Source organism: Pedobacter hiemivivus (assembly GCF_005144565.1).
GTDB classification, from domain to species: Bacteria; Bacteroidota; Bacteroidia; order Sphingobacteriales; family Sphingobacteriaceae; genus Pedobacter; species Pedobacter hiemivivus.
In genome coordinates, this window is sequence record NZ_SWDX01000002.1 from 83171 (window position 1) to 107197 (window position 24027).

Annotated in this window: 20 protein-coding genes; 11 read left to right on the forward strand and 9 right to left on the reverse strand. The window is 39.3% G+C overall.

The window, feature by feature from the left end; genetic code table 11:
* Nucleotides 1-10: 10 nt before the first annotated feature.
* The 3 genes from FBD94_RS04280 (at nucleotide 11) to FBD94_RS04290 (ending at nucleotide 3938) form a co-directional block, all read left to right on the forward strand.
* The gene (locus FBD94_RS04280) at nucleotides 11-1684 is read left to right on the forward strand and encodes a RagB/SusD family nutrient uptake outer membrane protein (RefSeq protein ID WP_136879252.1); all 1674 of its coding nucleotides are present in this window, start codon (nucleotides 11-13) and stop codon (nucleotides 1682-1684) included.
* 143 nt (nucleotides 1685-1827) lie between these two features.
* Nucleotides 1828-3456, forward strand: coding sequence for a sodium:solute symporter family transporter (locus FBD94_RS04285; protein ID WP_136879253.1), 1629 nt, complete (start codon nucleotides 1828-1830; stop codon nucleotides 3454-3456).
* A gap of 101 nt (nucleotides 3457-3557) precedes the next feature.
* Entirely contained in the window at nucleotides 3558-3938 is a 381-nt protein-coding gene (locus FBD94_RS04290) for a PH domain-containing protein (protein WP_136879254.1), read from the forward strand.
* Between the two features lie 56 nt (nucleotides 3939-3994).
* On the opposite strand, the gene ccsA is transcribed toward FBD94_RS04290, so the two are convergent.
* Nucleotides 3995-7294, reverse strand: a complete 3300-nt coding sequence (gene ccsA, locus FBD94_RS04295; protein WP_235884369.1) for a cytochrome c biogenesis protein — start codon at nucleotides 7292-7294, stop codon at nucleotides 3995-3997.
* Nucleotides 7295-7730: 436 nt separating this feature from the next.
* Between ccsA and FBD94_RS04300 the strand changes: the two genes are divergently transcribed.
* Together FBD94_RS04300 and FBD94_RS04305 are read left to right on the forward strand one after the other, a co-directional pair.
* Nucleotides 7731-8513, forward strand: coding sequence for an AraC family transcriptional regulator (locus FBD94_RS04300; RefSeq protein ID WP_136879255.1), 783 nt, complete (start codon nucleotides 7731-7733; stop codon nucleotides 8511-8513).
* Between the two features lie 64 nt (nucleotides 8514-8577).
* Complete coding sequence (locus tag FBD94_RS04305) at nucleotides 8578-9108, forward strand: dihydrofolate reductase family protein (RefSeq protein WP_136879256.1); 531 nt, start codon at nucleotides 8578-8580, stop codon at nucleotides 9106-9108.
* Here FBD94_RS04305 and FBD94_RS04310 read toward each other — a convergent pair.
* The 8 genes from FBD94_RS04310 to FBD94_RS04345 all read right to left on the reverse strand — a co-directional run bounded on the left by FBD94_RS04310 (nucleotide 9105) and on the right by FBD94_RS04345 (nucleotide 14950).
* Nucleotides 9105-9638 carry a GNAT family N-acetyltransferase gene (locus FBD94_RS04310; protein ID WP_205945833.1) on the reverse strand — a complete coding sequence of 178 codons (534 nt, stop codon included), beginning with the start codon at nucleotides 9636-9638 and terminating at the stop codon, nucleotides 9105-9107. The two genes, FBD94_RS04305 and FBD94_RS04310, sit on opposite strands and share 4 nt — an antisense overlap.
* A 60-nt stretch (nucleotides 9639-9698) precedes the next feature.
* Nucleotides 9699-10298, reverse strand: coding sequence for a short chain dehydrogenase (locus FBD94_RS04315; RefSeq protein ID WP_136879258.1), 600 nt, complete (start codon nucleotides 10296-10298; stop codon nucleotides 9699-9701).
* 32 nt (nucleotides 10299-10330) lie between these two features.
* Nucleotides 10331-10603, reverse strand: coding sequence for a hypothetical protein (locus FBD94_RS04320; protein WP_169472212.1), 273 nt, complete (start codon nucleotides 10601-10603; stop codon nucleotides 10331-10333).
* Nucleotides 10604-10660: 57 nt separating this feature from the next.
* Nucleotides 10661-11557: a helix-turn-helix domain-containing protein gene (locus FBD94_RS04325; RefSeq protein ID WP_205945834.1), complete on the reverse strand. Its 897-nt coding sequence runs from the start codon at nucleotides 11555-11557 to the stop codon at nucleotides 10661-10663.
* 31 nt (nucleotides 11558-11588) lie between these two features.
* A complete protein-coding gene (locus tag FBD94_RS04330; protein ID WP_136879261.1) occupies nucleotides 11589-12461 on the reverse strand; it encodes a helix-turn-helix domain-containing protein in 873 nt (290 codons plus the stop codon).
* Nucleotides 12462-12470: 9 nt separating this feature from the next.
* Entirely contained in the window at nucleotides 12471-13070 is a 600-nt protein-coding gene (locus FBD94_RS04335; RefSeq protein WP_205945835.1) for an SIP domain-containing protein, read from the reverse strand.
* Nucleotides 13071-13263: 193 nt separating this feature from the next.
* Nucleotides 13264-13689: an HIT family protein gene (locus FBD94_RS04340; protein ID WP_136879263.1), complete on the reverse strand. Its 426-nt coding sequence runs from the start codon at nucleotides 13687-13689 to the stop codon at nucleotides 13264-13266.
* A gap of 109 nt (nucleotides 13690-13798) precedes the next feature.
* Nucleotides 13799-14950: a GntR family transcriptional regulator gene (locus FBD94_RS04345; protein ID WP_205945836.1), complete on the reverse strand. Its 1152-nt coding sequence runs from the start codon at nucleotides 14948-14950 to the stop codon at nucleotides 13799-13801.
* A 112-nt stretch (nucleotides 14951-15062) separates the two neighbouring features.
* On the opposite strand from FBD94_RS04345, the gene FBD94_RS04350 reads away from it, so the two are divergent.
* The 6 genes from FBD94_RS04350 to FBD94_RS04375 all read left to right on the forward strand — a co-directional run bounded on the left by FBD94_RS04350 (nucleotide 15063) and on the right by FBD94_RS04375 (nucleotide 24025).
* Nucleotides 15063-15545: a discoidin domain-containing protein gene (locus FBD94_RS04350; protein WP_169472213.1), complete on the forward strand. Its 483-nt coding sequence runs from the start codon at nucleotides 15063-15065 to the stop codon at nucleotides 15543-15545.
* Nucleotides 15546-15570: 25 nt separating this feature from the next.
* On the forward strand, nucleotides 15571-16980 hold the full coding sequence (locus tag FBD94_RS04355; RefSeq protein WP_169472214.1) for an alpha-L-fucosidase: 1410 nt from the start codon (nucleotides 15571-15573) through the stop codon (nucleotides 16978-16980).
* A gap of 168 nt (nucleotides 16981-17148) precedes the next feature.
* A complete protein-coding gene (locus FBD94_RS04360) occupies nucleotides 17149-20373 on the forward strand; it encodes a SusC/RagA family TonB-linked outer membrane protein (RefSeq protein ID WP_235884370.1) in 3225 nt (1074 codons plus the stop codon).
* Between the two features lie 18 nt (nucleotides 20374-20391).
* On the forward strand, nucleotides 20392-21999 hold the full coding sequence (locus tag FBD94_RS04365) for a RagB/SusD family nutrient uptake outer membrane protein (protein WP_136879266.1): 1608 nt from the start codon (nucleotides 20392-20394) through the stop codon (nucleotides 21997-21999).
* A 25-nt stretch (nucleotides 22000-22024) separates the two neighbouring features.
* Nucleotides 22025-22963, forward strand: coding sequence for a DUF5017 domain-containing protein (locus FBD94_RS04370; protein ID WP_136879267.1), 939 nt, complete (start codon nucleotides 22025-22027; stop codon nucleotides 22961-22963).
* Nucleotides 22964-22996: 33 nt separating this feature from the next.
* Nucleotides 22997-24025 carry a glycoside hydrolase family 5 protein gene (locus FBD94_RS04375; protein WP_136879268.1) on the forward strand — a complete coding sequence of 343 codons (1029 nt, stop codon included), beginning with the start codon at nucleotides 22997-22999 and terminating at the stop codon, nucleotides 24023-24025.
* Nucleotides 24026-24027: the final 2 nt, after the last annotated feature.

Here is a 24027-nt window from a genome sequence, read left to right on the forward strand (position 1 = left end):
AATTATACAGATGAAAAAGAAAATATTAATGCTGTTACTTGCTTTTATAAGTATGACAGTAATTTACAGCTGTTCCAAGCTAGATGAAAATGTACTCGACGAAAAATCTGTTGCCGGACTTACTAATAAACAACAGGCTGAAGGCATAATAGCACCCGTATATGCAAAATTGGAAGATATCTTTATCCATACCAATTATTTTGCGCTTCAGGAAATTTCAACAGATGAGGCCATTTTACCATTCCGTGGTGGAACCGATTGGGGTGATAATGGTATTTATCTTCAATTACATCAACACCAAAACATAAGTTCAGATGCGAATGTGAGAAATACCTGGAATCATATACTCATAGGGTTATCTAGAAGTGTAACCGCCATTATTGCGCTTTCGACCAATCCAGATCCGAGTGCCAAGCTGTTTTTGGCTGAAGCAAGGGGGATGAGAGCTTATTATTCATTACTTACACTTGATCTTTTTGGATTGGTATTCGTTAAAAATGATGTCAATGAAACCTCGAAAATTTTAAGGGGCGAAGCCGCGATTGAATACATCAAATCAGAATTACTAGCGATAGAGCCTATAGTGGAGAATACCACGGGGCCTGGTAGGATCACCAAAGGAGCGGTGTGGGGCTTGCTCGCCCGTCTATATTTAAATGCAGCAGTTTATAGAGATGTTTATGCGCCAAGCTTTACCTTTAAAGCCGAAGATATGGACAAAGCGATAGAGTATTGCACTAAGATTATTGGTTCGGGTCAATACAATTTAGCCGCCGATTATTTTTCGCTTTTCAATGATAATAACCACACGAATAAAGAATTGATTTTCGCAGTAGATCAGCGTGCCGATTTGAACGGGCATAATCGAATGGCCTATTTCTCTATATCTGGAGATCAATTTCCATTGCCTGCTTATACAGGTGCTAACGGAACTGATGGTCCGGGTATTACGTCTGATTTTTATCGTACTTGGGTAAATGCGTATGCTCCTGTAGATCCTGCAGTTGCAGATCCTCGCTTTTATAAGCAGAATTTGCCTCCGGCTGCAGCCTGCATTGATGCGGCTAGTTTCAACATCAATCGGGGCATATTGCGTGGACAACAATATGGCTTAATTAGAACAAATGGAGTGTTTGAAAAATGTCAGGATGGAAAAATGAGGGTAGATAAACTTTTTTATAACACGCGTAGTAAGCCTACTTTAGCTGTGGATTTTACTGAAAATATTGACTATACTATTGCTGGAAGTAATTACAATACTGGTTTCAGAGTGGAAAAATATGAGTTCAGTAAAACTTCGGTAAGTGGAAGGAATTTTGGAGAACATGACATTATAATCCTGCGTCTTGCAGATATTTATTTAATGCGTGCAGAAGCAAAACTTAGAAAAAACGATGCAACTGCCTTGGCTGATGTAAACATCGTTAGAGCTTCCAGAACAGCTACCACTCCGGCTGCACCACTTCCTGCTATCACGCTTGATCTTTTGTTTCGTGAAAGAGGGTTTGAATTTTATTGGGAAATGGTTAGACGTACGGATATGATCCGTTTTGGGAAATATGAAGGTACATGGACTGAAAAAACGAATACTGACGTCCGAAAAAGAATTTTCCCTATTCCTCAAACGGCAATAGATGGAGCTTCTAATTTGCCTGGGTATTTAATACAGAATTTAGGGTATTAAAGAAATTGTTGTGTTAATGGCTGAATAATTTAATTTGCGAAGCAAATGATTATTCAGCCATTTTTTTTACAACAATCATTATCTTAACTATTCTATTGCTACCTTTTAATTAAGCGAAATACACCAAAATAAAAAACCAAATAATGAACCAATTACAAACCGCAGACTATATCGTCTTTTTTATTTATTTTATTGCCGTATCATCATATGGCTATTATATCTATCATAAAAAGAAGTCGAAAAATATAAGTTCTAAAGATTTTTTTTTAGCCGAAGGATCGCTTACCTGGTGGGCAATTGGCGCTTCATTAATTGCTTCTAACATTTCTGCTGAGCACTTTATCGGCATGTCTGGCTCGGGTTTCGCCCTAGGCTTAGCCATTGCTTCATATGAATGGATGGCAGCTGCTACGCTCATTATTGTGGCCATTTTTATCATCCCGGTATATCTTAAAAATAAGATTTTTACCATGCCGCAGTTCCTTGCCAAGCGATATAATGATAAGGTTAGTACAATTATGGCGGTTTTTTGGCTATTGGTGTATGTATTTGTAAACCTTACTTCTATCATTTATCTCGGTGCATTAGCCATCTCCTCAATCTCTAACATTAGTTTCGAGTGGAGTATTGTTGGGCTAAGCATTTTTTCGATGATTGTAACCTTAGGCGGGATGAAAGTAATTGGTTATACCGATGTTATTCAAGTTTTGGTATTGATTATAGGTGGGCTAATTACCACTTATTTAGCACTTTCTTTGCTTTCTAATGAATATGGTTTTGGAAATGATATTTTTAAAGGTCTTTCTGTGCTACGTAAAGAAGCACCGAGCCACTTCCACATGATTTTTAATTCGTCTGATAAATATTATAAAGAATTACCGGGCCTCTCAGTACTTTTTGGTGGTATGTTAATTAACAACCTGGCTTATTGGGGATGCAACCAGTATATCGTACAACGTGCTTTGGGGGCCGATCTAAATACGGCGCGTAAAGGGATTTTATTCGCCGCATTTTTAAAGTTACTCGTACCTGTTATTGCCGTGCTTCCGGGTATTGTAATGTATGTATTGCACAGCAAAGGTTTGTTCCAGGCAGAAATGGCACACGATGGGGTACTTAAACCAGATCATGCCTACCCTACTTTAATGAACTTATTGCCTCCAGGATTAAAAGGAATTGCCTTCGCTGCACTTACTGCAGCCATTGTGGCTTCTTTAGCGGGTAAGGCAAATAGTATCGCAACTATTTTTTCATTGGATATTTATAGGAAAATTTTCAACAAAGAAGCCTCAGACCGTAAAATGGTTATGGTCGGTCGTTGGGCAGTAGCCATTTCATTGACCATTGCGGCTATTGTAACTCCTGCATTAAAATCATTAGATCAGGCTTATCAATTTATTCAAGAATATGTGGGCTTTATTTCCCCCGGGGTACTTGCTATTTTCTTGCTGGGCTTTTATTGGAAACGTACAACCGCGGCCGCTGCAATGACAGGTGCATTGATTACCATTCCGCTCTCCACCGTGTTAAAATTTTTACCCGTGTGGACAAATGGTGCATTCCCAGATTATCCTTTCTTAGATCGAATGGCAATTGATTTTGTAGTAATTGTGCTGTTAATGATTGGTATTAGTTTAAGCAAACCGCAAACCTTGGCGAATGAACAGGCGATAGAGGTTGATACGTCGATGTTTAAGATCAGCACCAGTTTTGCTATCGGCTCTCTTTTAATTATGGGTATCCTTACCGCTTTATACACCATTTTTTGGTAAATGATTTAATTGTTTATGCCAACCCATCAATTGAAGGAAAGGATTGTAACTTTTTTTATTTTGTTATCTCTAATCTTAAATCAGATAAAAAAATATACGATATGGGATTATTTTCAGCCTTAATGGGCAATGCAGGTGCGGTAAGTCAGGATGATTTAAGAAAAAATTACGGGACACTACTTACGGATAATGAAGAGATTGAATTGGGCTTTAAATTGATTAGGGATACTTTTATTTTTACTAACAAGCGGCTGATCATTGTTGATGTTCAGGGATTGACAGGCAGCAAGACTGAGTATGTTTCTATTACTTATAAGGCGATTTCCAGATTTAGTGTAGAAACAGCAGGCACTTTTGACTTGGATGCGGAATTAAAGATCTGGGTCTCTAGTGAAACTATTCCAAGTATCCGGAAAAAGTTCAATAAATCGGTAAATGTATTTGAGGTACAGAAAGTTCTTGCACACCATGTGCTTGGATAGTATATATTAAAGCAGAAAGGCCAACCAAATTATGGTTGGCCTCAAATATCGTTTTATTACTTATTGCGAAGTTTAAATCTTCGGTAGGAGATGAAGGCTAATACAAAAATCAACCCGACTGTTACATACACCCATGATGGGATGGGAACAGGATCACCCTGCGCATAAGAATGCAATCCGGTTAAGTAGTAATTCACTCCAAAATAAGTCATAATAATCGTTGAAAAACTCAACAGTGATAATAAATTAAATAGATATTTAGTTCTTAAACCTGGGATCAAACGAACATGTAAAACAAAGGCATAAACGATTACGGAGATAAATGCCCAGGTTTCTTTAGGGTCCCAGCTCCAATAGCGTCCCCAGCTTTCATTGGCCCAGATACCACCTAAGAAAGTACCTACGGTTAGTAAGAACAGTCCCACAGTTAAGGCCATCTCGTTCACAATCGTTAATTCTGTGATGGAAGACTTTACTTTAGTACTGATCTTATTGTTGTCCATGATGTATAAAATTAAAACTACAGTTCCCATCAAAGCACTTAGTCCGAAGAAACCATAACTAGAAGTGATAATCGCTACGTGAATCATCAGCCAGTAAGATTTTAGTACAGGAACCAATGGCGTAATCTGCGGGTTCATCTGGGATCCACCATGTGCAAATCCCATTAAAATCACAGCGATTAAACAACCTGCGGCAGGGATAAAAGCATTACTGTTTCTATACATACCAAGGCCAGATAATACCCCGATCCAGCTGATAAACAATACGGCCTCATAACCATTACTCCATGGCTCATGACCAGAAATGTACCATCTTGTAGCTAAACCAAAACCTTGGAGGAAGGCGGCAATGCTGATTAAAATCAAGACAAAAGTCACCAGTTTATCCAGCATTTTGGAATTCTTAAACAATTTAAAGAATGCCAATCCAAGAATTACTGCGCCTAACAATGCATAAGTAATCATCAGGTTTAGGAAAATATTCCATGAGTTATAACTCACTTCCCAGAACACTTTTGTGTCTGAAGGCATCACGTCTTTACCAAATTTTAACTGAATATCTTTGATCTTATCTAAAGCGGTATTCGCTGCATCCCAATTTCCAGACTGCTGGCCATCTTTAATGCTTTTCGCGTAGCGATCAATTGGATTTAACTCTCCAACTAAAGCGGATCCGGGAACAGCAGAAGGCATAGCAATCCAGGTATTGTTTGCATCACCTGCAACTGGAAATATGCGCAAATATTGCCCGTTGATCAAAGCCTGCATCGCCTGCAACTTGTCATTCAGGTCGATAATTTCTTTATCGTAGTTATTTTGCTCTGCTGGTTTTTTAGCAAAAGCTTTGGAATAATCGTCTTTTAAGATAAATTGCAGGGTTCCATCATCACCTACCTTTAACAGATTGATCATGGAAGTATAACCTTCTTCATTTGCTTTAACCACTTTTAATAAATCCGGACCACCTTTAACTCCAATTTTTATCAAGGGAACATTTACCCAAAGGAAAGGAGTTGTGGAAACAGAAAGGAAAAACTGGTTAGCGTTTAAACCATGGAAACGATCTTTACGATGTAGTTTTCTTAGAATTTCCAGCGCCATTGTATTGATTGGCTCTACTCTTCCGTCGATATTTTGCACAGGCAAATGACCGAATTTATCTGCATGTGCCAGGTCGATTTTTATAGTGGAAGCAAACTGTACAGGATCTACCGATTTTGCAGAAAGCAACATTTGCATTTCTGCCTTTGTTGGTTGGGCATGATTGTGTGCCTGAGTGGTTACAGCATTTTGATCTCCGGAATGATCGTGACCATCACCAGGAGCATGGTTATGCCCATCGTCTACAGGCATCGATGCCTGAGGTTTGACAAGTCCCGGGATTGCAGTCGAGCCATTTTTACCGTGCATGTCGATCTTTTGACTAAATGCGGCTCCTAAAGGCAGGAATAGCAGGGCTAGCAAAAGAGATTTTGATTTTGCAGATTTAGAAATGGTTCTCAATTGTTCGTTTAGTTTAGAGAAATGCGTGCCTTTCCAGAATAAAGTAACAAACATGCCCAGGAATAATAAAGTATAACCGATATAAGTCACGTTTGTACCCAGCTCATCATGATTTACAGAAAGGACTGTTCCTTTTTCATCGTCATCAAAACTGGCCTGGAATAAACGGTAACCTGCTTTATCCAACACGTGGTTCATGTATATTTTGTATGGGGTATCTTGTCCACCGTCCTGAATTAACACGTCAGAGGAGTAAGATGCAGGGCTGTTACTACCCGGATATTTCTCCATTTTGAAGTCTGTCAGTTTAACTGAGAATGGAGTTTTGTAAATTTTAGAGCCGTAGGCCATAGAGATTCTAAGTCCACCGATTTCACTTTGATGTTGGAAATTAGTGATTCCTTTTCCTCCATAGAAGGAAACTGTATCTACTGAATTTGCTGTAGTTACTTGTACTTTAACCAGGTCAAGATCGTGTTCATTCTTAGTTTTATCGCCTTCGAAATACATGATATCACCTGGAATAGCTGGCTCAGGAATTACAAAAGCTAAGTTTCCAAAGGTATATAAGCTTCTTAAATTAAAAGGTTGTGCCGGACTGTCAGCTAGTACTGGTTTCTTTTCCTGAGTAGCCATAATCATATAATCACCAGTAAATGGAGTGGCAATTTGTAAAGCACCATTCGCTGCATCTGAGATATTAATCGCTCCAGGTGTTTCCTTATTATAGCTGACCAACATATTTGACATCAACTCCACTTTGCCGGACGGTACATACTTATTTACGCGCTTTCCATTTTCTAAAACCACCAAATGTAAGGTCGGTTTACCCGTTGAGGTACGCACTAGAGAGTCCTGAGCTCTGGCATAAAAGTCGATGACTTTTACCTTCACTCTTTGTCCCTGGTAGTCATACTCACCTTTAAAAGTCTTTTTGAAAGGCTTTAAATAGGTTGGAATGCGGTTAGAGATTAAAATTGCCGGTTGATCATCATAAGCTAATGCCTGATCATCTTTTCCGATCTGCATTTTAAAGAATGTAGCATCAGAAATGATTTCATCGCTAGATTCCCCTTCTCTAATGTGCATAGAACCTTCAAAACTTACATATCTCGTGATGTAACCACCAATAAAGATGATCACAAAGGCAAGGTGAAACACTAATAGTGGCCATTTTTTACGTTCTGTAAGCTGGTACCTACCAATATTACCAATAAAGTTGAGCACCAGGATCACCATCACTAGTTCAAACCACCAGCAGTTGTATATCAATGCTTTCGCAACTGCAGTTCCATAGTCATTTTCAACAAAGGTGGCCATGGCCATGGAGAAAGCGTATAATAGTAACATAGCACCCATCGTTCGGGTGGAAAAGAGGATTTTGCCTAACCTTGTAATCATTCGTGTGTTGTTCTTTTTCTTTTGTACCGGTTTATTCACCGGCATAAGTACCTTTCTTATCAATCGTGGCAAAGATGACCCGAGAAAATCAGAAAACTGACACTTAATAATTTTATGGCAGAAAAAAGACGAAAGGAGATAGGACCTGAATGTTTTTAGATTGATTGCACTTTAAGGTAATATAATTCACCATTTATTAACGGGTGTTACGCGGATGTTAAGCGGACACTACTCGGCTCCACCCAAGTAGTGTCCGGGTAATGTCCGAGTAATGTCCGGGTAATGTCCGGGTAAATAGGGGTTGCAGACTAGCTTTATGTGGTTAACTGAAACGAAAATTTGGTAATAGGTAAAGTATCGATCATCTCAGTTATATTTGCAAAGTATGCGCATACAATCATATGATATTATCCCTGTTTTGCAGCCGTATGTAAAACTGATATGTACAATGGAGTGTGACGATGGTGCCGACACCAGTTATATTCGGGTGCTGCCTGATGCTTGTGTAGAATTGTTTTTTAACTATACAAGTACACCCCTTGCTATCATTAATGATGAATTGCATAAGCGCAGTATCGCCACTTTTCGGATGAGCCGACCAATGGATGTCCAAATGCGGAAAGGGGCAGGGGTTGTTGCCATTTGTTTCCACCCCGGTATGGCGCATAAGTTTATTCAAGTCCCAATGCATACATTATCCAACACAACTATTGACCTTACTGATATATGGGGCTGTACGGCGGCAGAGATAGAAGATAAAATGGCAGGATGTAGCAATAACGAAGAGCGTGTAGGCCTGGTACAAAAGCATCTGTTTAAAAAGCTTGTCAATAGTAAAGATGATTTGCAGTTAGCATATTGTCTAAAGCAGGCACAGTTGTCAGGGAGACTGATTCCTGTTGGAAGACTAGTCAGTAATACTGGGCTCAGCCAACGTCATCTTTCCAGAAAGTTTCAGGATTATGTTGGTTTGTCTCCTAAAGAATATCTACGTGTTTCCAGATTCATACTTTCATTGGATCATCTGAAAAGATATCCTGTATTTTCCCTTACTGAAGTTGCCTACAAAAGTGGTTATTACGACCAAGCTCACTTTATCCGGGATTACAAGGATTATACGGGCTGCACTCCGCGTGAGGTAGTACGGGCCCGGCATATTTTATATTGATGTCCGTTTTGTACAATTAATCGTAATTGAGTCTAGGTATTTTTGCAATATAAATATGAACAGTATGCGAAAACTAATATTGGGATTGGCCATCACATTGGATGGATACATTGAAGGGCCTAATGGTGAGTACGACTGGTGTTTTACAGACCAGGACTACGGATTAAACGAATTTTTTGAGCGGATTGATGCGATCTTTATTGGCCGTAAGAGTTACGAAATGATGCAAAAGCAGAGCGACAGTAGTAACGGAGAGGCTATACCAGGGATGCCTGCGTTGACAGAATACGTGTTTTCTAAAACGTTGACATCTGTCAAAGAAGGTGCTGTACTGATATCGGGAGATAGTATGGCTGAAGCACGAAGAATAAAAAATCTGCCTGGCAAAGATATCTGGCTATTTGGCGGTGCTTCACTATATGATGCCCTGATGAAGGAAGGGTTAGTGGATGAATTGTGGATGTCGGTACACCCCATACTATTAGGTACTGGTAAGCGGTTATTTCGGGAGCAAAGCGATCGCAGGCAGCTTACCCTTCTGGATAGTAAAATTTATGAAACAGGTTTGGTGTCGGTCCGTTACAGCATAGTTTAACTATCGTATCTTCTTGATATAAATTCATATTCAATGCCATTATCGTCCAAATCTGCAATTTTAAAGAAATTCAGGTGTTCGAGAACCTTTATGGCGCGCTCGTTGTCTTGAGTTGTTTCGGCCCAAATACGTCTTAGTCCGATATTATTTATTCCAAATTCTATTGCTAAGGCGATTGCGGCTGTCATAAAACCTTGTCCACGATGTTGATGCAATAAAACGAACCCAAGTTCTCCAGCTCCTTTGTCTAATCCACGATAGTAACCGCAAGTCCCAACAATTTTATCTGTTACATTATCTGCAATGCCCCAATGAATTGAATTACCATCAGTATAATCCTTGTTAATCTTACCTTGCATTTCTATAGCCTGTTCCACTGTCGTTGCCTGAATAGCATTATAATATGATATTTCAATAATGTCATCGACCTCAGTAGGTTGAATTTGTCGCAAAGAGACTTTGTCGCCAATAATATTTGGAAAAATGCTGTAGGGCGGTAAATTCATTTTTGTTATCCTGTTGTGTGCCATTAAATGAAACAAGGATACAATTTAAATTTTAAGTTATGTGCTCTTTGCGACAGCCTAGTTCTAATAGGGCTTAATGATCTGCCCTGTGTTGGCGCCAAAAACGCTTTTTCGAAAGCCATATTCCAGCTGCAGCATGGTAACTGGGATGTCGCCCTGAAAGTAGGGGAAGTACTGTGGAGAATTCTCTATCACCGTTGGGCTGACCGCATTGATACGGATTCCATGCTCAAGTTCGATAGCAGCTGCCCTAACAAATCCTTCTATAGCGCCGTTCGCAGCTGATGCATTGGCGAACATAGGTACGGGTTCATTGCTAAGTGCCCCGGTAATAAGGGTAAAAGATCCTTTCGGATTGATGTAATGCTGACCGATGAGTACCAGGTTTACCTGTCCCATAAGTTTGCCTTCCAGTCCGGTACGGAAATCATTTGGTGTCATTTTGTTCCAAGGTCCCACATGGGTAGGCCCTGCGGTGCAGATCAATGCATCAAATGGCCCAGCCTTTTTGAACATTGCCTCAACTGATTCCACGGAAGTGATGTCTACCTGAAGGTCACCGCCTTTGGAACCTGTGGCTCTGATGATTTCATTCTCTTTTTCAAATGCGCTTGACAGGCATTTGCCCATGGTGCCGCTAGCACCGACTATGATGATTTTCATTATATGTGTGTGTTAATGTGTCTATAAGTGTTTTAATTGTCTATTAGCTTTCTCTTTGTTTTTCCTTCTCTAAAACTATTTTGATCAGCGCATCCACCAAAGGGACACCGATGAACACCATCCAGGGTACCAAAACCAGCGTGAGTAAAAACGTTTTGAGGTAGAGCGGAATTTCCATACTCGATTTGCTGAGCAGGTGAAGGGCAAAGGTAATCGAGGGATAGATGACCACCCATATTTTTAGGGATGCGATCAGTTTCATTTTGGTTTTCATGCCATTTTTCTTTTTTTGAATAATTATTCATCAAAGATAATTTCGTTTTAAGCCAGAAGGATAGGACACAAATGAAATTGAATGGGACTTATTTGAAGTTCTGTCTGAAACTATCAGGTGTATGGCCAGTGTGCTTTTTGAAAAACCGAATAAAATAGGAAACATCCTCATATCCGAGACGATAGGCGGTCTGGTTGATCTGGATCGATGTGGCCAGTATGCATCGTTTTGCCTCCAGGATAATTTGTTCGTTTATAACCGCAGAACAAGTCTTACCAAGGGCTGCATTCACTATGGAGTTGAGCTGGTAAACGGATAGGTTCAGCATGTCGGCATATTGGGATACCTGTTTGTGCTTGAAGATGTTTTTTTCCAGCAGTCCCATGAAAACTTCAAGTTTTTCCTGGGTATGTAGATTGACTTTTTCTGGCGCTGATGTCTGATTCCTTATTAGTTCGATTAACAGTAAGTCCATATTGGACTTGATGACCACGTTGTAGGCCTCTTTTTTTGAGGAAAACTCCTGTTGTATGCTTTCCAATGTCGATGTGATTTTTCCAAAGCTTTCCTTGTTGAGCTGATAATGGTTGATAGTACTTGCTTTGCGCAAAAGACTTAATCCCCCTTTGTCCTGCGGGAAATAGAATTCAGTGCTGAACTGCATCAGGTAACCGGTACTTTTCGATTTGAGCTGCAGTTCGTGTACTTGCCCAGGACGCATGAAGAAAACACTATATCTGCCTACGTGGTGTGGGATAAAATCAATAGCGTGATGCCCATTTCCTCTTTCCAATGCCAGGAGATAAAAAAAATCGTGGCGGTGGAGATCCTGTACCATATCTTTTCCTGCAAGTAGATTTTGGAGGTCACGGATGCTGAAATTGCCTAGCAGGTCAGGTTCCTTCTGTGTTGAGGCAATATGTCTAATGGTTATCTTTTCCAATCGATAGATCCCTTTTTCGTGCAATGTTGTTGTTGGGTTCAAATGTATACAATTGCTGATAGAAATCGTATTTTTACGATGATGGCTTATTGGTTTTCCTGAAATTGGAGGGTGAAGTGCCGATTTTTTTTCCGAACAACCTGATGAAGTATTTATAATCTTCATACCCCAGCTCAAAGGCTATTTCTTTGATACTTTTATCGGTATAAAACAATAGCCTTTGAGCTTCTGTGAATAGCTCATTTTGTATAAACCATGTAGAGGGAAATCCTGTAACTAACTTTAGTGTATCGTTCAGGTAACTTACAGTGATGCTCATCATTGAAGCATAATCAGCGGGTTTCTTAAGCAACAGAAAGTGTGCTTTTACCAACTGGCGAAATTGCTTTGTAATCTCAATGCCCCGTAAAGAATATGCTTTGATGCGTTCCTCTTCCTGTGCTTGAAAAAGGATTGCAGCTTTGTAAAAAAAGGCATTAATTAAAGATTTTATGATTTCAGTATGCAGGTTGGAAGGTTGTTTTTCGCTTGCTGCAGCATACATCAATTCAATGAGACCAACGATCCATTTTTTTTCATCCTCATCTAACCGTAACAATACTAAATTTGAAAGTGATTGTTCAATCAGCATACGCGCATTTTGATCTACAATGCTTGTGTCGAATGCCAGAAACCATCCTTTGATATCTTTGGTAAAGCCTAATTGATGTACTTGTCCGGGACGGGATATCACAAGCGAAGAATGCCGTATGTCAAAATTTTGGAAATCGAAATTGAAGTTCGCATGTCCGCTTTCTAAAAAGAAACAGGTATAGTGATCGTGACGATGAGGAGAGAACACTTTTTCTCTCCTATCTCCTAATGTGGTATGATCAGATGTAGGAATAATTTCAATCCCGATCTGATTTTTCGTCAATTGAACGATTTCTATATCTGCCTTCTTCATACAATAATTTTAGGACCAAAACCCATGAGCATAAATTTTAGCTTGTATCCCAGAATGAACTTTAAGCTTTTTCCGCAAAGCTGTAACCATGGGGATGTTTCCCACAATATAAATAGAAGTATAGATACTTAGATCTTTTGTACTGCACCATTCCGCTAGTGTAGCGAAGCGATCTGCACCAGGTTTCATGGTAAATGTGTATTCTGAATGGTTTTCAGTGAGCAAAGGCGGTAACTGATAATGATCATGTAATAGAATGGCCGCATCCATTGGATAGTTGCCATTTTTCGTGAGTTGCTTAAGGGCTAAAAAATGTCCCAACGCGCTACCATCCCCTATACACAATATCCTGCCTTCTTTAGCCGGTAATTGTGCGGCATGTGCGTCTCCGAAAAGGACTTCGTCGCCAACTTTCAGTTGTCTTGCCCAGTGGCTTCCTGCTCCGTCATGTCCGGCTTCTATATAAATTGTGCAAACTCTTTTTTCTGCATCCCAGAGTGCCGGGGTATAATCCCTGTATTCAAGTTCCCCCACTTTGCATTTCAAACGTTTTATAGTATTCCATTTTTCCATATTTACATTTGGTAGATGTAAATCTATCTCATACATACTAGAAGACTGGGATGATCTTAGGCACAAAACCTTCGACGGATTTAGAACCTGGTCTAACAATCCACCTATTGCTTTTTTTAAAATATTTGACATTTTTCAGCTTTATTTCTTATCACAAAGGTAGATAGGAAGAAGCTGCTGTTTGTCCTACAAATGGCAGGGATGAGTGGACAAATCACATATGTTTTAACTAGAGTCCTGCCTTAATTTTTCCTATAACTTCTGCATATTCAGCATCAGAAAGCGAAACTTTTTGTGGGTTCATTTCAAAAACACTACCGAATCCATATCCATCTTTATATTTAGGAACAATGTGCATGTGTAAATGAGATAAGGTATCGGCATATGCTCCATAGTTGATTTTATCCGGATTAAAAGCAGCAGCAATAGCTTTTCCTACTTTAGCCACATCTCTCATAAATGCATTACGTTGCTCCTCGCTCAATTCATGAAACTCAACCCCATGGTCTTTATAGACCACATTGCAGCGGCCTGGATGTGATTGCTCTTTAAATAAAAACAGTTGAGAGACTTCTAAATCTCCGATTTTAATCATTAAACGATGTAAGGTCTCATTGTTTTGGCAATACAAGCATTCTGAAATAGGTGTGGGCATAATATGATTTTAAATAAATAACTAATTTTAGTTTAGGTGATTACCAAATTTAGAAATACTAAGGATAGTTAGCGTAGTTAAAAATATATTTCTTCTCAATGCAGTATCATTAAAATGTACTCCTTCTGATCAGATTAAATTCACAGTGGATTTGCTTGAAGTTTTTATCCAATATCATTTGCGCTGCTAAATGCCCCATCTGTTTAAAATTAGTAGAAAAAACGGTCAGCCCATTCAATATAATTTCATTAATTGGAGATTCATTGTAAGAAATAACTCCAATATCGGTTCCGAATTTGTAATTTTTTTCTTTTGCAATGCCAGCCAACTCAATCAGTTCTAAATCAAGCTGGCTATTTAAAATTAAAAAGACTTCGCCCGATTTTATTTTGGCTCTGTCAATCGTATGGTGTATTTCATAATTTATACCATTTTCAATACAAAATGTTTCTATACCTTTTTTTATCAAGGGAGCATACAAACTGCCCGGCATTGAAATAACATTAAGCTTTTTAAAACTACTTAGAATGTCAATACCCGATGAAAGACCATTGTAAATATCCTTTTCAAAGTCTTGATAGACGGCTCCGAATTTGCCATTTAAGCCCTCGATATTTCTGTCGACCAGCAAAAGCTTTCTGTTTGGTATTTTGCTGAGAATTTTTACAACTTTCTTTTGAATTGTTTGCTGTAAAGGGAAGTGGGGTGCTACTATATAATAATCGTAATTATCCAGATTCCCCTCAACAAAATGTTGAAAAAGCGCTATGTCTTGATTATGCAGCAGAATGGTGATTTCTGATAAATCACCCAAGGCAGATACAAACGAGTTGTATAAAACCTGCTTATAGGTACTGAGCTTGTCAAAGATCAACAGGATTTTTATTTTGTGCTCTGTATTGGTTTTTACATAAAATCCTTTTCCGTGTGACGAATCTATAAGTCCTTTTTCCCGGAGGATGGAATAAGTTTTTTTTACTGTTTCTTTTGAGATTTGTAATTCATCTGACAGCCCATTCATAGAGGGTAAAAATGCTCCCTCAGTCAACTCACCGGATGCAATCAAATTTTGAATCGCTGTGATAAGCTGTTTGTAAACAGGTGTTTTGGAGGAAGAATCAATCTTTATTTTCGATTCCATAGAGCTTATTTGGCTGCCATATATTTTTATACTGAGTTGTAGTGTGGTGCAAAAGTAATATATTTTTAGGTATAGTCCATTATATATGAATATAGTCTTGAATTTATTTGGATAATTCATTTTAATAGTTAGATTTGCACCACACTACACTACACCACACGACTATTCGTTAAAGTGTTGTGATATTGAACAGTATCAATACTTTATTAACCAGATAAAACCAAATATGAACATGAAAAAAGTAACTCTTAAGCATTTAGTATGCTCGATTATGCTACTTGGAAGCATCAGTGCAAGTGCACAGCATATCACAGAAGGCGCAAAATTAACAGGTGAATTCCCAAGTAGTAATCCCGTTGAAAATGTTTCAAAGCTGGTTGATAATAATTTATCCACTAAATTCTGCATACGTAATGTTTCGGCGATGTGGTTTAAATATGAACTCGCAGCTCCTGTTATGGTGACAAAATATACAATTTCTTCGGCCAATGACATGCCAGACAGGGATCCAAAAGCCTGGATATTGCAGGGCTCTAATGATGAATTGAAGTGGAAAGATCTTGATGTTAAAAAAGAAGAGAAATTTAGTAGCAGGAGAGTTACCAATACCTATGAGTTTCCGAATACTGTAGCTTATAAATTTTACAGATTAAATGTAACTGAATCTAATGGCGCATCATTTCTCCAGTTCTCTGAGTGGAACTTAATCAAATAGCTAACCTCCTTAACCAATTATTGTGATGACTTCAATAAACAGATCGCTTACAATACTAAAATATGCACTACTTGTGCTGTTGATTAATATTTTAACCTCACTTTGTTTAAAAGCGCAAAATGAAATGGCTTTTGCAGCCGGAAAAACATACGAAGCGCCTAAGGATGAGAAGGTAAAGAAAAAGATTGCAGAATGGCAGGACCTTAAGTTTGGTTTGTTTATGCACTGGGGGACTTATAGTATCTGGGGAATAGTAGAATCATGGTCTCTGTGTCCTGAAGATCGTAGTTTTACCCAACGTACTGGGCCTTATGCTGACAGCTACTATGGTTATAAGAATGCATACGAAAATTTGCAAACCCAGTTTAATCCAACCTTGTTTAATCCAGAAAAATGGGCGCTGGCAGCAAAGAATGCTGGTATGAAATATATGGTGTTTACAACTAAACATCATGATGGATTTTGCATGTTTGATACAAAATATACCGACTACAAAGTCACTAGCGCTAAAACTCCATTTTCATCCAATCCTAGAAGTAACATTACGAAAGAGGTCTTTGATTCCTTTCGTAAGCAGGATTTCATGCTGGGGGCCTATTTCTCTAAACCGGATTGGCATAGTGAAGATTTTTGGTGGTCTTATTTCCCTGTAAAAGACAGGGGAGTAAATTATGACATTACAAAATACCCAGACCGCTGGAAACGATTTAACGATTATACTTATAACCAGGTTGAAGAGTTGATGACTGGTTATGGAAAACTAGATGTACTTTGGTTTGATGGCCAGCCAAAAATGGAAATGTCGTCCATCGTTGAAATGGCCCGTAAAGATCAGCCAGGGATTATTGTGGTAAACAGATATGGAAAACCAGAATACATAAATTACCTGACGCCTGAACAAACTATACCTGAAAAATACATCCCTTATCCATGGGAAACCTGCATGACTATGGGGCGTGCATGGTCTTATAATAGGCAAGAAAAATTTAAGCCGACACGAAAACTCATACAAATGCTGGTTGACATCGTTGCAAAAAATGGTAATCTGCTGCTTAATATAGGACCAGGGCCTGATGGCGAATGGCACAAAGAGGCATATGAAAGACTAGAGGAAATCGGTAAGTGGATAAAAGTGAATGGCGAATCTATATATGGTACTAAGCCTGTATTGCCATATAGGCAAGATAAATGGGCCTTTACCGGTAAGGATAAAGCTCAATATGTATCCTATCTGCCTGATGAAGACGAACGCGATTTATCGGCAAAAATGACGATCCCCATGTCTTCAATAAACAAAAATGCAAAAATCAGCTTGCTAGGGTCTGATAAATTGCTGAAATGGACAAAATCAGACAATCAAATACTTGTGGATGTGCCAAAAGAAACGATAACCCGACTTTCAGGGCAGCCTGTGTGGGTATTCAAAATTATTTAAAAATGCTTTATCCAATACAATAGGAATAACCAGCCTGGAAAAACAAAAGCTAATCGAATAACCAAATATTAACCTAACATTCTAATGTGTAAGATTTCTACTGCATGTATATACCGGTCTTATTTCTGCAATCCGGCTAAATTTCTGCTCTCAGCGAAATTGATCTTCATGATTTGGATAGTGGCTTTCATTCAAGTCGCTGCTTCTGATCATGCACAAGCGATGAAGCGGACTGCCGATGTCGTAATTATAGGAAAAGTAACTGATGAGAAGAACGTACCGTTAAGGGATGTTAATGTCAAAGTTAAAAATACAAATGTATCGACCAGGACTAATGATGAAGGGCAATATAAAATTTCAGTAGCTGATGAAAATGCCATTCTGGTATTTTCATCTATTGGCTACGGAACCAGGGAAATTACCGTTACAAAACGAACGGTAATCAATATGGTCTTAAAGCAACAGAACACCGGACTAAATGAAATTGTAGTGATTGGCTACGGTAGTATAAATAGAAAAGATATTACCGGATCGATCGGCTCTGTAAATCTAAATGAGGTACAAAAAGCTCCGGTTACAAACATTATTGATGCCCTTGCCGGACGTGTTGCAGGTGTTCAGGTAAATAGTTCAGACGGGCAACCTGGTAATGTGGCTAATATTGTTATCCGCGGGGCCAATTCCCTAAGCCAAAGCAATGCCCCTTTATATGTGGTGGATGGTTTTTCACTGGAAGACGCTTCAGTAAACTCCATTAATCCAGCCGATATCGAATCAATGGATATCTTAAAGGATGCTTCAGCAACGGCTATTTATGGCGCAAGGGGCTCAAATGGTGTAATTGTTATTACAACAAAAAAGGGTAAAATTGGGCCGTCTGTAGTTTCATTCAATACCTATTATGGTTTGCAGAAGAATACAAAACGCATGGCGATGCTCGACGCTTACAATTTTGTTAAGCTTCAACTGGAAACAAATCCGGGTACCACTACACCGATTTTTATTTACCCAGCACATCCTGATCTGGAATCTTACAGGAATGAGCCAACTGTGGATTTACAGAACAGACTTTATCAAAATGGACGCATTGGAAACTATGATCTGGCAGTAAGAGGGGGGACCGACAAAACGCGTTATTCTATTTCAGGAAACTATATAGATCAAAAAGGAATTATCATCACTTCAGCTTTTAAGCGTTATCAAGCACGTATTACCCTCGATCAGACGATAACTGATAAAATTAAAGTAGGTATTACTGCGAATTACGCTTATTCTAATGCTTCCGGATCGCCGATAGCAAAGCAGGGGGTAGCGACCGGCCTGACTAGTTCTAATGGTTCTGCGGGGATATTATATGGTGTATGGTCTTGGCCTGCAACACCCGGAAACTATATTGGATTGCAGGATCAGGGTGATGACGGTTACGATCAGCAATTACCGAATGATACGAGGCTGAATCCTATTATTGATCTTCAAAATCAATTGAGGCAAAGTCCTACTACTAATTTATTCGCAAATGCCTATCTCGAATATAAAATTGCGAAAAAATTGACTTTTAAGACTACCGGTGGCTATACCACCAATAACACCGAAGCAGATGCATTTTATAACTCTAAAACTTATTATGGCCGGGACACGATACCCGGCAGGGCTACTGTGGGTAATGGTGTTAGTGGTTCGATTAATTATGGAAATTCAACTGTCCTCTCAAATGAGAATACACTGGTTTATGATACCAGGATCAACACCAAACACCGTCTGACGATTTTGGGTGGTGCCACGTTTTTGCAGACAAAAACAAGTATTCGTGGTTTTGCGACAACGCACATTCCTACAGATTATGAGGGATTGGGTTTAAACTCGTTGAATCTGGCCCCAACTTTATGGTCCAGCACAGGAGCGAGCTATAGTGTTACGGCAGCCAGTTCTTCCATCTCTACCCAGGCCTCTTTTTTGAGTAGAGTAAATTATGCTTATCAGGACAGATATCTTTTAACGGGGTCTTTTCGTACGGATGGCTCTTCTAAATTCTCTCCCGGCAATAAATGGGGATATTTCTCATCAGGAGCATTTGCCTGGCGGATCATAAATGAGAATTTTATGAAAAACATCAAGACCATTTCAGATGCTAAATTTAGAGTAGGTTATGGTGAGACGGGAAATAACCGGGTTGGCGATTTCGATTATCTGCCGCGTTTGGGCTTTGCCTCCGCAACTAGTTTTACAGGTTATACCTACAACAATCAGGCTGGCGGATCGGGCGCAACGATTGCGAACATCGGTAATCCGGATTTAAAATGGGAAACTACTGCTATGTCGAATGTTGGGATAGACTTAGGCCTATTTGAACAGCGCATTCAGGTTACTGCAGATTGGTATAAAAAAACAACGCGTAATTTATTATTGAACGCTAACGTACCGCTTACACTTGGCGTTTCCAATGCCATTCAAAATGTTGGAAAAATGCAGAATACTGGCGTAGAGTTTACCGTTACCACTGCAAATATTAACGGGCCTAAATTCTCCTGGTCTAGTTCGTTGAACATTAGCTTCAACCGTAATAAATTACTAGCGCTTACTCAGGGAGCTTCTTATTTAACCCTTCCATCCCAAACCATTGTAGGTCTGGGGCAACTTAATACTTACAATAGTTTGTCGCCGTATATTTCTGTAGTGGGGCAGCCTGTTGGACAAATGTATGGTGTAGTATTCGATGGTTTATATCAGTATGCTGATTTTGATAAAATGCCAAATGGAACTTATAAGCTAAAGCCTGGAATACCTTACTATACATCGGCCGCAACACCACAACCTGGTTGGGGGAAGTATAAAGATTTGAATAATGATGGGGTGATCGACCCTAAGGATTATACAATTATAGGACGTGGACTACCTATTCATACAGGCGGTTTTACCAACAATTTCAAATATCAGAATTTTGATTTAAATGTGTTCCTGCAATGGTCATATGGTAATGACTTAATCAATGCGAACCGGATCGTTTTTGAAGCGCCAGCAGATGGTACTTATAAGTTGATTAATCTAATGGCCTCTATGGTGAACCGCTGGTCGCCAACAAATCAGCATACCGATATCCCTGTAGGAGTAGGTACTAACTATGCCGGCTACAATTCAAGAGTGATTGAAGATGGTTCGTATTTACGACTAAAAACAGTATCGATGGGCTATAATCTGTCTGCTAATTGGTTGAAAAGTATAAAGATATCGGCGTTCAGGTTATATGTTACTGCTCAAAACTTATATACATGGACAAAATACAGCGGTGCTGATCCTGATGTATCAGTAAGAAATACTGTTCAATCGCCTGGGTTTGACTATATGGCTTACCCAATGCCAAAAACTGTTGTATTTGGATTTAACGCGACCTTTTAACTACTAAAATTGATTATTATGAAACTAAAATATGTAATTCTCATTCTGGTTATGGCGGGGTTAACATCTTGCAAGGATTTTTTAGATACCAAACCAACCAGCTTTATTACTCCTGGAAATTATTATTCAACAGGTACCCAATTACAAACGGCCCTTAACAGCGTTTATGATGTGATTACAAATGGCGGAGCACTGTATGGTTTTAATGCTGATATGCTTTTTAGGTGGGCATATACTTGCGATGAAAGTACAGCCCGCCTTTATCCTGAAAATACATTTTCCTATGACGCTGGCTCCAATAGTGCCAGATTGGCCTGGCAGGCATTGTACGCCGGAATTGAAAGGGCCAATTTGTTGCTTGCAAATTTAGATAATGCTAGTGTAGACCAAGGGCAAAAGAACATCATAAAAGGGCAAGCCCTGTTTTTACGTGGTTACTTTTATTATTTGTTGGTGGTTTGTTATGGCGATGTGCCCTTAATTATCGATCCAACACAGTCTGTAACAGGTGATGTAAGCGTGGCCAGAACTCCTGTTAAGGCAGTTTATGCACAAATATTAAGTGACATGGCTAAAGCAGAGGACTTACTTGGCAAGGCGAATTTTACAGCCAAATCATTGGGATATGCTGAAAAAGTTACTGTAGATGCTGTACAGGGATTTTTAGCAAAAGTTTGTTTGACTATGGCAAGTCCTGGTGCATCAGGAATACCTGTAGATGTTTCAAAATATGAAGACGCGATAACCTGGGCCGACAAACTCATCACATCACCTGATCATACACTTATTACGGATTACAAACAGGTATTTATCAATTTAATGCAGGATAAATACGATGTAAGAGAATCGATCTGGGAGGCCGGTTTATATGGTACAAGCAGTACTGAAGGAAGTAACTATACCATGCTTATTGGCATAACGAATAGTCCTGGTGGCGGACAAGCAGCCTACGTCACAAAAAAACTTGTAGACTCCTATGCGGTATGGGATTCTGTTAGGTCAAATTGGAATTGCCCGAAGTTCTTTTACAAAGCCGTTCCGGTCAATTTTTCACCAGTAACTACCCCTGTAACTAGTCCTTGGTACATTCAAGCTGGAAAGTTCCGCAGAATGTACGAAAGCACTTTTGTGGGATTAGGTGGAAGTGGTCAAAGTGCTTACAATTCTACTAATATCCCGTTATTAAGACTCGCAGATGTTTACTTAATGAAAGCGGAAGCCGAAAATCAGGTAAACGGAGCAACGAAAGCTGCTTATGATGCGATCAATGCCGTAAGAAGAAGGGCATTTAAAGTACCTATAAATCTACCGAATGCGGTCTGTGATCTGAGCCCCAACTTAGATAAAAATGCATTTATGGACTCCTTAAAAGTAGAAAGAATGAGGGAACTCTGTTTTGAAGGCATCAGAAAATGGGACCAGGTACGCTGGGGCAGCTTTGTAACGGATATGCAAAATCTATTGGTGCAGGCAAACGCAACCTTTCCTTCTGGTACACCGACAGGGTTAAATCCAAATATGATCAGGACTATACTTCCTGCAGTAAGTCAAAAACACTTTTTACTACCGATACCCAGTCTTGAATTGCAGTTAAATAATAAACTAATACAGAATCCCGGTTGGTAAGCAACACATTTAATAAATAAAAGAGATGAAATATATTTTTTATGCACTCCTGTGCTGCTTGCTTTTGAATGCCTGCAGCAAAAAGATAGAAGTAGATAATCCTGAAAGTTTGACCATTTCCGTAGATCCTGCGTATTTAAAGAACGATACGCTTTATTATAAGGTTGGTGATACGGCTAAGTTCTTCATGAGCGGAAACTCCGGACATATTTTATTTTACAGTGGTGAGATTGGACGTAATTATCTGTATGCTAATCGCACAGTTGCTCAAGGCGTTCCACAACTCGTATTTACGTCAAATGCGCAGACTGGTACACAAGCAAACACCCTCCAGGTTTTGGCGACAAATAAATTGGCCAAGCTTGACGCTGAAAATATTGTTGCTGCCAACTGGACGAATATTACGAGCCGGGCCACACTTTCAATTGGCAGTGGGGCAGTTGCGAGCGGAACCATCAATATGGCCGATTTAATTACCGGTACATCCGATTCACTATTTATTGCTTTTAAATATACTGGGCTTACGGGAACCGCTCAAAGAACATGGACCATCACTAATTTAACGGTGAATAATGTTTTGCCTGATGGCAATATTGTACCACAAGTTACGCTTGCTGCAGATTTAAACTACTGGACAAAACTTAAAATAGGTAGCTCTACGGCAAATTGGGTGCCCACAGCAACACAATTGCAAGTTGTTGGTGGTACTGCCACTGCACCTAATAATATATCCTGGGTAGTCAGCAAGCCTATATATGTAAGCAGAATTAATCCCGATGTGCCGGTAGTTGTAAAACCATTGGCTGGTGAAATTCCTGTATACACCATCGCCGGTAAAACTTATAGTGGCTATAATTATCAATACAATACCAAAGGGACATATACCGCTACGATAGTTGTGTACAACAATTCTATTGATGAACAAAAGACGATGATCAAACAGTTTATCATTAAAGTGCTTTAGGGCCTGTTTTTTAAGAATTTAATTACTCAACTCATGAAGTACATATTTTATACCTTATTTATGCTGTTCTCCTTACTAGGATCTGCAGTTGCCCAGTCGGGTAAAATCCCTTCAAAGGCGGCACCTTTCGGGATCAATCTGGCAGGTGCTGAATTTGGAAAATCTAATGGGGTCTATAATAATGATTATGCCTATCCTACAACAAAAAGCATGGACCAGGTAAAGTCTCAAGGGTTCAAATTGATCCGGATTCCGTTTGTATGGGAGAGAATACAGCCTGTTTTAGCTGGAGATCTAGATCTTCAGGAAGTAGAGAAAATCAAGAAAGTTATAGTTGAAGCACAGGAAAGAGGTTTACTTGTGATCCTGGATATGCACAACTATTGTCGCAGAAATATAAAAGGAGAATTGAAACTGATCAATTCTCCGGGATTCCCCATTGAAAATATTGCAGATGCCTGGATGAAAATCGCTGAAAAATTTAAACAACAGCGAAATATATGGGGGTATGGAATCATGAATGAACCTCATGATATGCTTTCAAAAACAGATTGGTTTGATATCGCCCAAGCTGTGATCACTAAGATTCGGAAGGTGGATGTTAAAACGCCTATTTTAATCGGTGGTGATAGCTGGAGCTCGGCCGAGCGATGGGTTCAATACAGTGATAACTTAAAGAAATTAATAGATCCTGCTCAACGTATTATTTATGAGGCGCATGTGTATTTTGACCGGGATGCATCAGGTAAATATAAAGGTACTTATGATGAGGAAAAGGCTAGCCCGGAGACTGGTGTTTTACTTGTTGCTCCATTTGTAAAATGGTTAAAGGAAAATAAGCTCAGGGGTTTTTTAGGTGAATATGGTGTGCCGGATGACGATCCAAGGTGGTTGGTGACGCTGGATAATTTTTTAGGCTACCTGAAACAAAATCGTATCAACGGCACCTATTGGGCCGCCGGTGCAAGATGGGGGACCTATAGATTATCCGTAGCACCCCGGAATGGTATAGAAAGGCCTCAGATGAAGGTTTTGTCGAAGTACTTGTTTGCTGATAAATAGAA